14 protein-coding genes are annotated in these 13,180 nt (G+C 64.9%); 5 read left to right on the top strand and 9 right to left on the bottom strand.

Annotation, left to right across the window (positions count from 1 at the left end):
• Positions 1-39: 39 nt before the first annotated feature.
• From kdsB to H566_RS0102885, 5 genes are read right to left on the bottom strand one after another with little or no spacing between them, the layout of a single operon-like run.
• Positions 40-825 (bottom strand): 3-deoxy-manno-octulosonate cytidylyltransferase, encoded by a 786-nt coding sequence (gene kdsB, locus H566_RS0102905; protein WP_028310248.1) that lies wholly within the window; start codon positions 823-825, stop codon positions 40-42.
• Positions 825-1,001 (bottom strand): Trm112 family protein, encoded by a 177-nt coding sequence (locus tag H566_RS27960; RefSeq protein ID WP_084544696.1) that lies wholly within the window; start codon positions 999-1,001, stop codon positions 825-827. Before H566_RS27960 ends, kdsB begins: the two co-directional genes overlap by 1 nt.
• Positions 982-2,109, bottom strand: a complete 1,128-nt coding sequence (gene lpxK / locus H566_RS0102895; RefSeq protein WP_028310247.1) for a tetraacyldisaccharide 4'-kinase — start codon at positions 2,107-2,109, stop codon at positions 982-984. Before lpxK ends, H566_RS27960 begins: the two co-directional genes overlap by 20 nt.
• A gap of 58 nt (positions 2,110-2,167) precedes the next feature.
• Positions 2,168-2,596, bottom strand: coding sequence for an ExbD/TolR family protein (locus H566_RS0102890; protein WP_028310246.1), 429 nt, complete (start codon positions 2,594-2,596; stop codon positions 2,168-2,170).
• A gap of 15 nt (positions 2,597-2,611) precedes the next feature.
• Complete coding sequence (locus H566_RS0102885) at positions 2,612-3,226, bottom strand: MotA/TolQ/ExbB proton channel family protein (RefSeq protein ID WP_028310245.1); 615 nt, start codon at positions 3,224-3,226, stop codon at positions 2,612-2,614.
• Between the two features lie 330 nt (positions 3,227-3,556).
• On the opposite strand from H566_RS0102885, the gene xseA reads away from it, so the two are divergent.
• Both xseA and H566_RS0102875 read left to right on the top strand, forming a co-directional pair.
• Entirely contained in the window at positions 3,557-4,924 is a 1,368-nt protein-coding gene (gene xseA, locus H566_RS0102880) for an exodeoxyribonuclease VII large subunit (protein ID WP_028310244.1), read from the top strand.
• A 151-nt stretch (positions 4,925-5,075) separates the two neighbouring features.
• Positions 5,076-5,657 carry a superoxide dismutase gene (locus H566_RS0102875; RefSeq protein ID WP_028310243.1) on the top strand — a complete coding sequence of 194 codons (582 nt, stop codon included), beginning with the start codon at positions 5,076-5,078 and terminating at the stop codon, positions 5,655-5,657.
• A 182-nt stretch (positions 5,658-5,839) separates the two neighbouring features.
• On the opposite strand, the gene H566_RS0102870 is transcribed toward H566_RS0102875, so the two are convergent.
• Both H566_RS0102870 and H566_RS27955 read right to left on the bottom strand, forming a co-directional pair.
• Positions 5,840-6,304 carry a DUF192 domain-containing protein gene (locus H566_RS0102870; RefSeq protein WP_169732485.1) on the bottom strand — a complete coding sequence of 155 codons (465 nt, stop codon included), beginning with the start codon at positions 6,302-6,304 and terminating at the stop codon, positions 5,840-5,842.
• Positions 6,305-6,335: 31 nt separating this feature from the next.
• Positions 6,336-6,935 (bottom strand): pseudouridine synthase, encoded by a 600-nt coding sequence (locus H566_RS27955; RefSeq protein WP_084544695.1) that lies wholly within the window; start codon positions 6,933-6,935, stop codon positions 6,336-6,338.
• Positions 6,936-7,067: 132 nt separating this feature from the next.
• On the opposite strand from H566_RS27955, the gene icd reads away from it, so the two are divergent.
• Positions 7,068-8,339, top strand: coding sequence for an NADP-dependent isocitrate dehydrogenase (gene icd / locus H566_RS0102865; RefSeq protein ID WP_028310241.1), 1,272 nt, complete (start codon positions 7,068-7,070; stop codon positions 8,337-8,339).
• A gap of 102 nt (positions 8,340-8,441) precedes the next feature.
• Here the strand turns inward: icd and H566_RS0102860 are convergent, their stop codons facing one another.
• Entirely contained in the window at positions 8,442-8,648 is a 207-nt protein-coding gene (locus H566_RS0102860) for a cold-shock protein (protein WP_028310240.1), read from the bottom strand.
• Positions 8,649-9,132: 484 nt separating this feature from the next.
• On the opposite strand from H566_RS0102860, the gene clpS reads away from it, so the two are divergent.
• Positions 9,133-9,441 carry an ATP-dependent Clp protease adapter ClpS gene (clpS, locus tag H566_RS0102855; RefSeq protein ID WP_028310239.1) on the top strand — a complete coding sequence of 103 codons (309 nt, stop codon included), beginning with the start codon at positions 9,133-9,135 and terminating at the stop codon, positions 9,439-9,441.
• Positions 9,438-11,753, top strand: a complete 2,316-nt coding sequence (gene clpA, locus H566_RS0102850; protein ID WP_028310238.1) for an ATP-dependent Clp protease ATP-binding subunit ClpA — start codon at positions 9,438-9,440, stop codon at positions 11,751-11,753. Before clpS ends, clpA begins: the two co-directional genes overlap by 4 nt.
• A 113-nt stretch (positions 11,754-11,866) precedes the next feature.
• Here clpA and H566_RS0102845 read toward each other — a convergent pair whose 3' ends face one another.
• The gene (locus tag H566_RS0102845; protein ID WP_028310237.1) at positions 11,867-13,078 is read right to left on the bottom strand and encodes an acyltransferase family protein; all 1,212 of its coding nucleotides are present in this window, start codon (positions 13,076-13,078) and stop codon (positions 11,867-11,869) included.
• Between the last annotated feature and the right edge of the window lie 102 nt (positions 13,079-13,180).

Raw genomic sequence — 13,180 nt, 5'->3', positions numbered from 1 at the left:
TACGGACCATTCGCTTACGTGCGGCTTGCGCACGCACGCTTACGCGAAGAGTGCCCGGACGCGGTCCAGATCGCCCTGCGTATCAACCCCGGCGGGCGGCGCGTCGGCGATGCGCAGCACCGCGATGCGGAAGCCGTGATGCAGGATGCGCAACTGCTCCAGCGCCTCGAAACGCTCTTCCGGCGGGACGGTCTGGCCAGGAAATTCGCGCAGCGTGGCGGCGCGATAGGCGTAGATGCCGACGTGCCTCAAGGCCGGCAGGCCGGCCGTGAAAGCGTTTGCAGCGGCGGTCTGGCGGTCGGCTTCGGTGAGGAAGGCGTCGCGCGCGAACGGGATCGGCGCGCGGCTGAAATAGAGCGCGCGGTCGGCCGTGTCGAGCACGAGCTTGACCACGTTCGGGTTCAGGTAGTCGGCCGGGTCGTGGATTGCGTGGGCGGCGGTGGCGACGGCGCATTCGGGGCGCGCGTCGAGCAGGGCCGCGCAGTCGCGCACGAGGGCGGGCGGGATGAGCGGCTCGTCGCCCTGGACGTTGACGACGATTGCGTCGTCGGCCAGGCCGAGCGTGGTGGCGACTTCGGCGAGGCGGTCGGTGCCGGTCGGATGGTCGGCGCGCGTGAGCATCGCGTCGACGCCGTGACGCTCGCAGGCGGCGATGACCGCGGGCGCGTCGGTGGCGACGAGCACGCGGCTCGCGCCGGCTTCGGCCGCGCGGCGGGCGACGCGCACGACCATCGGCAGGCCGGCGATGTCGGCGAGCGGCTTGTTGGGCAGGCGCGTGGACTTGAGTCGCGCCGGCACGACGGCGATGAACGCGGGCGTGGTCATCAGGCGCTGGCGTCGTCGAGGTTGCGGGCTTCCGATTCGAGCATCACCGGGATGCCGTCGCGGATCGGGAAGGCGAGCTTGTCGCGCGTGCAGACGAGTTCCTGCTCGGCGCGGCGGTGTTCGAGCGGGCCCTTGCAGATCGGGCAGACGAGGATTTCAAGCAGCTTGGGGTCCATGGCGTTTCTCGGTGAGCCGGTCGGCGAGGAGACGGAGCAGGCCGTCGGGCAGGCGGGCGTCGATCGGGACGACCCAGAGGCGGGCGTCGCCCGCGAGCGCGGGGACGGCGCGGCATTTTATGGCGTCCTTCTCGGTGATCAGGACGTCTTGCGGGCCGAGCGCGGCGAGCGTGCCGGCGTCGAAGCGGGCGTGGTCGGGCAGGGCGAGCGTGCGCGGCGCGAGGCCGTGGGCGCGCAGCATCGCGAAGAATTTTTCCGGTGCGCCGATGCCGGCGGCGGCCTGCACCGGCTTGCCGGCCCAGTCGGCGAGAGGCCGGCGGCGCTCGGGCGCGCAGAGCTGCCAGGCGGCGCCGGGCTCGATGTCGAGCGTGAATGCGGGGGCGCCGGCGGCGAGGGCGGGATCGACCGGGCAGCCGACGAACAGCGTCGCGTCGCGCGGGCGCTCGACCGGTTCGCGCAGCGGGCCGGCGGGCAGGCAGGCTCGGTTGCCGGCGCCGCGCGCGTCGAACAGCACGAGTTCGATGTCGCGCGCGAGGCGGTAGTGCTGGAGGCCGTCGTCGGAGAGCAGCACGTCGATGCCGGGATGCGCGGCGATCAGGGCGCGCGCGGCGGCGACGCGATCGGCGCCGACGGTCATCGGCACGCCGGTGCGCGCGACGATGAGGGCGGGTTCGTCGCCGACGATGGTGGGGGAGGCGGCGGGCGTGACGGCGAGGATGCCGGCGGGCAGCGCCGTGGCCGGCGCCGTCTCGGCCTGATCGGCCCGGCGGGCTCCGCCATCCGCGACGGAGGCTCCGGCCACGGCCGAGCCGCCATGCCCGCGCGACACCACGCCCGGCGTGAACCCACGCTCCCGCAGTGCCTCGACCAGCGCGATCACCGTCGGCGTCTTGCCCGTGCCGCCGACGGTCACATTGCCGACCACGATCACCGGCACGCCCACGCGCTCGCCGCGTCCGGCCTGACGGCGCCGCTTGCGCAGTGCGAACCAGCGCCACAGCAGCGACAGGTCGAGAAACATCCAGTACACGAGCCCGTGTCGCTGCCAGCCGCGCGTGAGCCAGCCTTCGAGCCGGGCGCGAAGACCGGGGGCGGCGGGGGAAGTCATCGGGGGAGGGGGGCGGGACGGGCGCGGGCGGCGGGGATGCCGCCACGCGCCGGAGGGATCAGCGCCGCGCGGGCGCCGTGGATTGCGTGGCGAAGGTCAGCCGCGAGAAGCCGGCGATGCGCGCCGCTTCCAGCACGTTGATGACCGACTGGTGGCTTGACGCCGCGTCGGCATCGACCACGATGACCGGATCGGCGTTGTCGCCGGCCGCGCGCTTGATCTCGGCCGCGAGCGCGTCCGGGTCCTGGGTGCGCACGGCGGTGCGGTCGATCGCGTAATGACCGTCGGGCGTGACGCCCACGTGGATCTGGCGCGGCCGCTCGACGGCCTTCTCGGCGTCGGCGGTCGGCAGGGTGATCTGCAGTTCGGCGAAGCGCGAGTAGGTGGTCGTCACCATCAGGAAGATGAGGATGACCAGCAGCACGTCGATGAACGGGATCAGGTTGATCTCCGGCTCCTCGGTGCCGCGCTTGCGGCGGAAGTTCATCGCGGCCATGCGTGCTCAGCCCTGGCGGCTGCCGTGCACCACATCGACCAGGCGCACGGCCTGGATCTGCATCTCGCTGATGTAGCTGTCGATGAGGCGGCGGAAGTGGCGATAGAAGATGAGCGTCGGGATCGCGATCGCGAGGCCGAAGCCGGTGTTGTAGAGCGCGATCGAGATGCCGCTGGCGAGCTGCGCCGGATTGGCCGAGCCCGCCGCGCCGCCCTGGGAGCCGAAGATCTCGATCATCCCGACCACGGTGCCGAAGAGCCCCATGAGCGGCGCGGCCGAGGCGATCGTGCCGATCGTGGTGAGATACTTTTCGAGGTCATGCGCGACGGCGGCGCCGGTTTCCTCGATCGCTTCCTTCATGACGTCGCGCGGTGCGTTCACGTTGCGCACCGCGGCGGCGAGCACGCGGCCCAGCGGCGAATTGGCTTCGAGCTTGTTGGCCACCTCGGCCGGAACCGGCCCCTTGCGGACCAGGGTGAGCACTTCGGGCAGGAGCGTGGACGGCACGATGGCGCCGCGCCGCAGGCTGCGGACCCGTTCGATGATCAGTGCCAGGGCGACGATCGAGGCAATCAGCAGGGGCCAGATCGGCCAGCCAGCCGCGAGCAGGATGGAAAGCAAACGGAACTCCGGGCGCGGAAGAGGGTTGTCGGATGCAGGTTGAAGCGGGCGCCGATTCTAACGTCGCCGACCTGTCGTTCCGGATGACGCGGAACATGCGTGTGTGGATAACTTTGTGGAAACCCGCTGGCCCCGGCAGCAGCCCGGGCGCATGGACTGGTGTGGTGCATCGACTGTTGGCGCTTGCTCAATGAAAACCCGATTGAATTCAATGGCCTGCATGCATGTCGATGACGGGTGCGCGCCAGTTTCCGGTGCTGATCGCCCAGCGGTTTCTGTGGACATTCCCAAGCAAGTCCGAGGGGTTTCGAGACTTGTCAAGGCGCGCTGATGAGTGGAGATCAATTCGCGAGCGGTTCGCGCGGGCGGGAATCGCTCAGCGTCAGCGATCTGAACCGCGCGGTCGCGCGCTGCCTGGAAAGCAGCTTCCCGCTGCTGTCGGTGCGCGGCGAGCTGTCGAATCTCACGCGCGCGGCCTCAGGGCACTGGTACTTCACGCTCAAGGATGACGCGGCCCAGGTGCGCTGCGCGATGTTCCGCGGTCGGGCGCAATTCGTCGATTTCCAGCCGCGCAATGGCGACGCGGTCGAACTGAGCGCCCAGGTGCGGCTGTACGAGGCGCGCGGCGACTACCAGCTCGTGGTCGATTCGATGCGGCGCGCGGGCGCGGGCGGCCTGCTCGAAGCTTTCATGCGACTGCGTGACCAGTTGGCGCGCGAGGGGCTGTTCGCGGCCGAGCGCAAGCGACCCTGGCCGGAGTTCGTCCGGCGGATCGGCGTCGTCACCTCGCCCGACGCGGCGGCACTGCGCGATGTGGTCGTCACCTTCCGCCGCCGGGCGCCGCAGGTGTCGCTCGTGCTCTATCCGACGCAGGTGCAGGGCGCGACGGCCGCCGCGCAGATCGCCGCCGCGATCGCGCTCGCCAACCGGCGCCGCGAGCGCGACGGTCTCGACGGGCTGATCGTCTGCCGGGGCGGCGGCAGCATCGAGGATCTGTGGTCGTTCAACGACGAGGCGGTGGCGCGCGCGATCGCCGCAAGCGAGCTGCCTGTCATCTCTGGCGTCGGTCACCAGACCGATTTCACGATCGCCGATTTCGTTGCCGACATTCGCGCCGCGACGCCGACCGCCGCCGCCGAGACCGCCGCCCGCCCGCGCGATGAATGGCTGCAGCGCGTCGTCGCCGCGCGCGACGCGCTGGCCGGGCGGCTGGAGCGCCGCATCGAGCAGGGCGAGTACCGCGTGGACGCTCTGACGGCGCGGCTCGTCTCGCCCGCGCAACGACTCGACATGGCCCAGCAGCGGCTAGCGGCGCTCGATCATCGGCGGCGCGCGGCGATGGCACGGCGCGCCGAGGGCGCGGGCCGGCTGCTGCGCGATCTGGGCTGGGCGCTGTCGACCTGTCGGCCGGCGCTTGATGTGCTCGACCATCGCGTCGAGCGCGCGGCAGCGGCGCTCGGGGCGGCGGGTACGGCCGCGTTCACGACGGCGGAGGCACGCCTAGCCCGGCTGGCGGCGGTACTGGAGGCGGTTGGACCGCGTGCGACGCTGGCGCGCGGCTACGCGATCGTGAACCGCGAGGATGGTGGGGTGGTCAGTTCGTCTGCGGCGCTGTCACCGGGTGACGCGCTGCGCATCGAGTTCGCCGACGGACGCGCCGAGGCCGACGTCAAGCGGGTCGAGCGCATACCCAAGTGACCACGAACGATTGACTTGCATCAAAACCGCGCCGGTCTGGGGGATACAATCGAAAACGCTGGTTCGATCGGAAATGACCGCAGCATGGGCTGACCCGACCGCGACCGACACCATCGGACGTACACGCAACCACCGCACAAGGAAGACATCCATGGCATTCACCCTCCCGCCGCTGCCCTACGAACAGACCGCCTTCGAGCCGACCATCACGAAGGAAGCCTTCGAGTTCCACTACGGCAAGCACCATCAGGCCTACGTCACCAACCTGAACAACCTCGTTCCGGGCACCGAATACGAAGGCCTCGACCTCGAAGCCATCATCAAGAAGGCGCCGGCCGGTGGCGTGTTCAACAACGCGGCCCAGATCTGGAACCACACCTTCTTCTGGAACAGCCTGTCGCCCACCGCGACCGCCCCGAGCGGCGCGCTGGCCGCCGCGATCGATGCCAAGTGGGGTTCGTTCGACGCCTTCAAGGAAGCCTTCACGAAGAGCGCCGTTGGCAACTTCGGTTCGGGCTGGACCTGGCTGGTCAAGAAGGCCGACGGTTCGCTCGACATCGTCAACACCAGCAACGCCGGCACGCCGATCACCGGCACCGACATTCCGCTGCTGACGATCGACGTCTGGGAACACGCCTACTACATCAACTACCGCAACGCGCGTCCGAAGTTCGTCGAGGACTTCCTGACCAAGTTCGCGAACTGGGAATTCGCTGCCAAGAACTTCGGCTGATCGCCGGTTCTGGCATCCCGGCGGCCGCGTGGCCGCCGGTGGGGCGCGCATCGCAGGTGTCTGCGTGCGCGCCCTTCGTTTTTACTGGTCGATCGTGGTTGGCGACCGGGCGCCGTGCGCAGGCGGGCCGATCCGGGTTGTGCTCGTCGGCGAAGCGGAATGCCGTTGTCGAGGCTTTTGCATCAGCGCTTGCGTGCGATTCCGTCGATCACCGCGCCCGGCCTGATGCCGCGCTTCGTGAACCAGCCCGCGTTCATCTCCAGCGCATAGCGCACCGGCTGCGCTGAACAATGTGTGGCGTCGGTCTGAGGCGCCATTTCTTCGACGTTCACGATCCTGCCGTCGTCGTCGATGAAGGCGACCGCGAGCGGGATCAGCGTATTGCGCATCCACATGCATTGCTGCGATGGCGCGTCGAACACGAACAGCATGCCGGCTCCAGGCCCCATCGCCTCTCGGAACATCAGCCCACGCTGGCGATCGGCCGGTGTCGCCGCCACTTCGGCGCGGATGAGATGGATGCCGCTCGACAGTTCCGTCACCGGCATCGCTTGCTGCGCCGACACCCCGACCGACCAGGCGAGCGCTACCGCGCCCATGACCCGACGCGCGAACCTCGCGGTCCGGGCGCTCGACTGCTTCTGCATCTGCTACTCCGTTGTAATGAGGGCAGTCATTCTAGAAACGCCTAGCCTGCGGCCGGCTTGCTCCGTGCTGGGACGGCAAGCCCAGACGGGCTGGGCTGATTTCGCAGTGCTCGCCGGGCGCAAGCCCCAGCTCGAAAAGATCGAGTGGGCCGATCGCCACGCGTACCAGCCGCAATGTCGGAAAGCCGACGGCGGCTGTCATGCGTCGGACCTGACGGTTCTTGCCCTCCGTGATGGTGAGGGCCAGCCAGCTGGTGGGGATGTGTTGCCGAGAACGCACCGGTGGGGTGCGCTCCCAGAGGTCGGGTGTTGGGATCATCCGCACCTGGCAGGGGCGAGTCCTGAAATCGCGAAGCTGCACGCCACGCTTGAGATGTTCCAGCGCTACAGCGTCGGGAATGCCCTCAACCTGAGCCCAGTAAGTCTTTGGCAATTTGTGACGCGGATCAGCGATCCGGGCCTGGAGGGCACCATCGTCGGTCAGTAGCAAAAGGCCTTCCGAATCGGTGTCAAGACGGCCTGCGGGATATACGTCGGGTGTCGCGATGCACGACGAGAGGCCCGGATGCACATCGTGAGAACTGAACTGGCAGACCACCCCGAAAGGCTTGTTCAACGCAAGAGTAGGCATGCGGTATCAGGCATAATCCGCCGCACTTGGGCGGGCGCTTCATGATGTGCACTCGCACATTCATATCGTGAAATGCGGGTTCAGGAGATCCCCGTTTCTTAACCAAGCGGCCATAGGCCGCTCAGTCGCAAAATGACCGGAGGCAAGGTGACGTACCAACATATCAAGGTTCCGCAAGAGGGCGCCAAAATCACCGTTAACGCGGATTTTTCGCTCAACGTGCCCGATCAACCCATCATTCCCTACATTGAGGGTGATGGCACCGGCTTCGACATCACTCCGGTCATGATCAAGGTGGTGGATGCGGCGGTTGCCAAGGCCTATGACGGCAAGAAGAAGATCCAGTGGATGGAAATCTTCGCCGGCGAAAAGGCAACCAAGGTTTACGGTCCGGACGTGTGGCTGCCGCAGGAGACGATGGAAGTCCTGCGTGATTACGTCGTTTCGATCAAGGGCCCGCTGACCACGCCGGTCGGTGGCGGCATCCGTTCGCTCAACGTCGCGCTGCGCCAGGAACTCGACCTTTATGTCTGCCTGCGCCCGGTCCGCTATTTCAAGGGCGTTCCGTCGCCGCTGCGCGAGCCGGAAAAGACCGACATGGTCATCTTCCGCGAGAACTCGGAAGACATCTACGCCGGTATCGAATGGGCAGCCGAATCGGAAGCGGTCAAGAAGCTCATCGATTTCCTGATCAAGGAAATGGGCGTCAAGAAAATCCGCTTCCCCGAAAGCTCGGGCATCGGTGTCAAGCCGGTTTCGCGTGAGGGCACCGAACGTCTCGTGCGCAAGGCGATCCAGTACGCGATCGACAACGACAAGCCGTCGGTCACGCTGGTCCACAAGGGCAACATCATGAAGTTCACCGAAGGTGGCTTCCGTGACTGGGGTTACGCCCTTGCCCAGAAGGAATTCGGCGCCGAGTTGATCGACGGCGGTCCGTGGATGAAGTTTGCGAACCCAAAGACGGGCAAGGAAATCATCGTCAAGGACGTTATTGCCGACGCCTTCCTACAGCAGATCCTGCTTCGTCCGGCCGAGTACAGTGTCATCGCGACGCTCAATCTCAACGGCGACTATGTGTCGGATGCGCTGGCTGCTCAGGTCGGTGGCATCGGTATCGCCCCGGGCGCGAATTTGTCGGATTCGGTTGCGATGTTCGAAGCGACCCACGGTACTGCGCCGAAGTACGCCGGCAAGGATTATGTGAATCCGGGTTCGGAAATTCTTTCCGCCGAAATGATGCTGCGCCATCTTGGCTGGTTCGAAGCCGCCGATCTGATCATTGCTTCGATGGAAAAGTCGATTCTGAGCAAGAAGGTCACTTATGACTTTGCTCGCTTGCTCGAAGGTGCAACCCAAGTCAGTTGCTCGGGTTTCGGTCAGGTAATGATCGACAACATGTAATTTGCATGTGTGCCGGAATTCCAAAAAGAATTCCGGCATCACCAAAAAGAAAAGCCCGCAATTGCGGGCTTTTCTTTTTGGTGATCTTGGTCGGTTATCGACTCAACCGCCATTCTGGATATTCGATGCCTGCTTGCCCTTCGGACCTTGCACGACATCGAAAACAACCTTCTGACCTTCCTTGAGGGTCTTGAAGCCGTTCATCTGAATGGCGGAGAAATGCGCGAATAGGTCCTCACCGCCATCATCGGGAGTGATGAAGCCGTAACCCTTGGAGTCATTGAACCATTTGACAGTGCCGGTTGCCATGTCGAGAAGCGTCCTTGATGAATAACAAACAGAGGGAGGCGGTCTCGGCGGCCCCTAGGGCTGTCAAAAGTCGTCACGGTCGATCCGCATCCCCCAACCGTGATTTTTCATCAAGGCCGCACAACACCCGCTTGCCCAGGATCACGCCGTTGGCGCACCCCAAGCGAACTGATCGCTTGACAACTTGAATCCAAACACATCAACGATTCTTTGGCGCTTCTCGGGCGATGTCAAGCAATTGGTTTCGGGAAGATGCAGACAGACACATTTAGTCCGGTGACTCGCAACTCGCTTCCATCCGTCAGTCGCTTGCGATCGGGTGATTTAGCCGGAAGGCGTGCTTCTTGCTGGTAGATGATCGTGTGTAGGGTTTGTGTCGAATGTAGTTTGGGGCGCCGTTGGGTGGCGGACTTTCCGAAGCGCGTTCACTGGCCAGCACTTGTGTAAATTACGCCTCAGACCCATATACGCAGAAATAGGGCTCATGAGTACGAAGCACGACGAAAGCACCGTCTTGGAGCAGCAAGAGCAAAAGCTCAAGCCGCCCCCGCTGTACCAAGTGCTATTGCTGAACGACGACTACACGCCGATGGAGTTTGTCGTTGCAGTGTTGCAAACATTTTTTGGCATGGGGCGCGAGAAGGCTACGCAAGTCATGCTGAACGTTCATCGCGAAGGGCGCGGCGTTTGTGGCGTGTACCCCCGGGATGTGGCAGCAACCAAGGTCGAGCAGGTACTTGAGTTTGCACGGCAGCATCAACATCCGCTGCAGTGCGTGATGGAGGAAGCATGATTGCGCAGGAACTCGAAGTCAGTCTCCACATGGCATTTGTGGAAGCACGACAAGCCCGGCACGAGTTCATCACGGTTGAACACCTGTTGATGGCCCTGCTGGATAACCCCTCTGCGGCGGAAGTGCTCCGTGCTTGTGCTGCCAACATCGAAGATCTTCGCAAGTCGCTGAAGAACTTCATTGAGGACAACACCCCGAAGGTTCCGGGTACGGAAGAGATCGACACTCAGCCGACGCTCGGTTTCCAGCGCGTGATCCAGCGCGCAATCATGCACGTGCAGAGCACGAGCAACGGCAAGAAGGAAGTGACCGGCGCGAATGTGCTGGTTGCGATCTTCGGCGAAAAAGACTCGCACGCCGTGTATTACCTGCATCAGCAGGGAATCACGCGCCTCGACGTCGTCAACTACATCTCGCACGGCATCGCTAAGACCTCCGGGTCCGAGCCGGCGAAGAAGGAGCCCGTCGAGCAGGACGGCGAACCCGAAAGCTCCAGCAAGGAAACGCCGCTGGACCAGTTCACGCAGAACCTGAACAAGGCCGCCGCCGAGGGCAAGATTGATCCGCTCATCGGCCGCGAGCATGAGGTCGAGCGAGTGATCCAGGTGCTCTGCCGTCGCCGCAAGAACAACCCGCTTCTGGTGGGTGAGGCTGGTGTGGGCAAGACCGCGATTGCGGAAGGGCTTGCATGGCGCATCGTCAAGGGCGATGTGCCGGAGATCCTCAACAACGCCGTGGTCTATTCGCTCGATATGGGCGCGCTGCTGGCGGGCACCAAGTACCGCGGCGACTTCGAGCAGCGCCTCAAGGCAGTGCTCAAGCAGCTCAAGGACAATCCTGGTGCGGTGTTGTTCATCGATGAGATTCACACGCTGATTGGCGCCGGTTCGGCGTCGGGCGGCACGCTGGATGCCTCGAACCTGCTGAAGCCGGCGCTGTCGTCCGGTCAGCTCAAGTGCATCGGCGCGACGACCTACAACGAGTACCGAGGCATCTTCGAGAAGGATCACGCGCTGTCGCGTCGCTTCCAGAAGATCGATGTGAATGAGCCGTCGGTGGAGCAGACCATCGAGATCCTGCGTGGCCTCAAGTCGCGCTTCGAGGAGCACCACGGCGTCAAGTACTCGTCGCAGGCGATTACCTCGGCGGTGGAACTGTCGGCCAAGTACATCAACGACCGTCATCTGCCCGACAAGGCGATCGACGTGATCGACGAGGCCGGCGCCGCACAGCGCATCCTGCCCAAGAGCAAGCAGAAGAAGACGATCGGCAAGGCCGAGATCGAGGAGATTATTTCCAAGATCGCGCGCATCCCGCCGCAGTCGGTGTCGTCGGACGACCGCAGCAAGCTGCAGACGCTCGACCGTGACTTGAAGGCGACGGTGTTCGGTCAGGATCCGGCTATCGACGCCCTCGCTGCCGCGATCAAGATGTCGCGTTCAGGTCTCGGCAAGTCGGACAAGCCGATCGGCTCCTTCCTGTTCAGCGGCCCGACGGGCGTGGGCAAGACCGAGGTGGCCAAGCAGCTTGCGTTCATCCTCGGCATCGAACTGATCCGCTTCGACATGTCGGAGTACATGGAGCGTCACGCGGTGTCGCGCCTGATCGGTGCGCCTCCGGGCTATGTGGGCTTCGACCAGGGGGGCCTGCTGACGGAGGCCATCAACAAGAAGCCGCATGCGGTACTGCTGCTCGATGAAATCGAGAAGGCGCATCCAGACATATTCAACATCCTGCTGCAGGTGATGGACCACGGCACGCTGACCGACAACAACGGTCGCAAGGCTGACTTCCGCAACGTGATCATCATCATGACCACGAACGCGGGGGCCGAAGCCCTGCAGAAGCGCACGATCGGCTTCCTGGAGTCGCGTCAGCTTGGCGACGAGATGGGCGACATCAAGCGGATGTTCACGCCGGAGTTCCGCAACCGTCTGGACGGCATTGTCAGTTTCCGCGCGCTCAATGAGGAAATCATCCTGCGCGTGGTCGACAAGTTCCTGATGCAACTCGAAGAGCAGCTGCACGAGAAGAAGGTCGAGGCCATCTTCACCGACACGCTCAAGAAGCATCTGGCCGAGAAGGGCTTCGATCCGCTCATGGGCGCACGCCCGATGTCGCGTCTCATCCAGGACACGATCCGCAAGGCGCTGGCCGACGAGCTGCTGTTCGGGCGCCTCCTGTCCGGCGGCAAGGTGACGGTCGATTTCCGCAAGGAGGCCGATGGTGTCGAGCGCGTGGTGCTCGACTTCAGCGAAGGCGGCAGCACGCCGACGCCGCAGGCACCCGAGCCCGAGGAAACCGTCATCTGAGGCTGAATGCGCATGGCCCTTGCGGGCCGTGTGCGGAAATGACAAGGGCCGGTTCCGTGAAAGCGGAACCGGCCCTTGTCGTTCTGGCGCCATTTTTTCGGCGCCAAGCTGTCTCAGCTCATCGCGGGATGGGAGGTGTCGTGCTCGCGCTTGCGGCGCAGATGGTCGATGAGGTGCATGAACAGCTTGCGCACCCGTGAGGTGTGACGCTCCGTGAGCCACCAGCCGCCGATCGAGGCGAGCAGCGAAATGCCGAGCACCGTTGCGAAGGCAAGCAGGCCGGCGCCATCAAAGGTGAAGAAATGCTCGCCCCAGCCCGCTAGGGCGATCACCAGCAGCATCACCGGCATGTGGAAGCAGTAGATCGAGTAGCTGACCGCGCCAATCAGGAAGGCCGGCACGCGCAGCAGGTCGGGCAGTTTCCAGCGGATGCCGCTCGCGCCGAGCAGCCAGGCCATCGTCAGCAGACCCACCGAGTAATCGCCGCGCCGGAAGCCCTGAGTGGTGAATTGCACGATCACCAGCGCAATCGCCATCGCGCCCAGCAGCGACAGCACGAGCCGCCGCGCCGCCGCACGGTCCATCGAGCGCAGCCTGAGCGTGACCAGATAGATCGCCACGCCGCCCATCCACACGACAAAGCGATGGATGAAGCCGATGTGCTGCCGGCTCTTGTACATGAGGCCCAGCATCAGCAGGGCGAGCAGTGCCCAGCGCAGCCGCCGCTGGGTGATCGCCAGCGCAATGCACGGGAAGCAGAGGTAGTACCACCACTCGTTGGCCAGGGTCCAAAGCGAGGTGTTGGTCGGCAGCAGCTCGGTGAACAGCGAATGCGTGAGCGTGAGCGCCGCGAGGATGCGCAGCGGATCGAAGGTTTCCTCCAGGCGCATGCCCCAGAAGAAATCCTCCCGCGCCGCGACCGGATCGGGCAGACCGGCGGCAGTGATGATGCCGGCCACGACCAGCGACAGCACGACCGACGCCCAGGCCACCGGCAGGATGCGGCTCGCGCGGGACGCAAAGTAGTCGCCCCAGCGGAATTGGCCGCGCGCGATGAACACCGCCGTCGGCCCGCCGACCAGGTAGCCGCTCAGCACGAAGAACAGCATCACGCCGCCCTGGCCGGCGATCGCGGTAAGCCACAGCAGCTTCTCGTACCAGGCGTTCAGCCCCGACATCGACGCGAGATCGAGCGGGCCGAACAGCATCAGCCCTGCGTGATGGACGACGACCACCATCGCGGCCAGCGCCCGCATCAGCGCGAGCTGATGCGACAGCGGTTCGGTGATGACAAGGGCACTCGGGTGAACCGGTTTGGGATTCATGCGCACACCTCCGTGATGAAGATGCGCGCCGGCACGCTCCCGTCACCGGTCCGGATGATGTGGATTTGCTCTGGGTCAGACCACGGACGTGGCGACCCGACG

The organism is Derxia gummosa DSM 723 (assembly GCF_000482785.1).
Taxonomy (GTDB): Bacteria; Pseudomonadota; Gammaproteobacteria; order Burkholderiales; family Burkholderiaceae_E; genus Derxia; species Derxia gummosa.
This window is presented reverse-complemented; position numbering and strand designations above follow the sequence as displayed.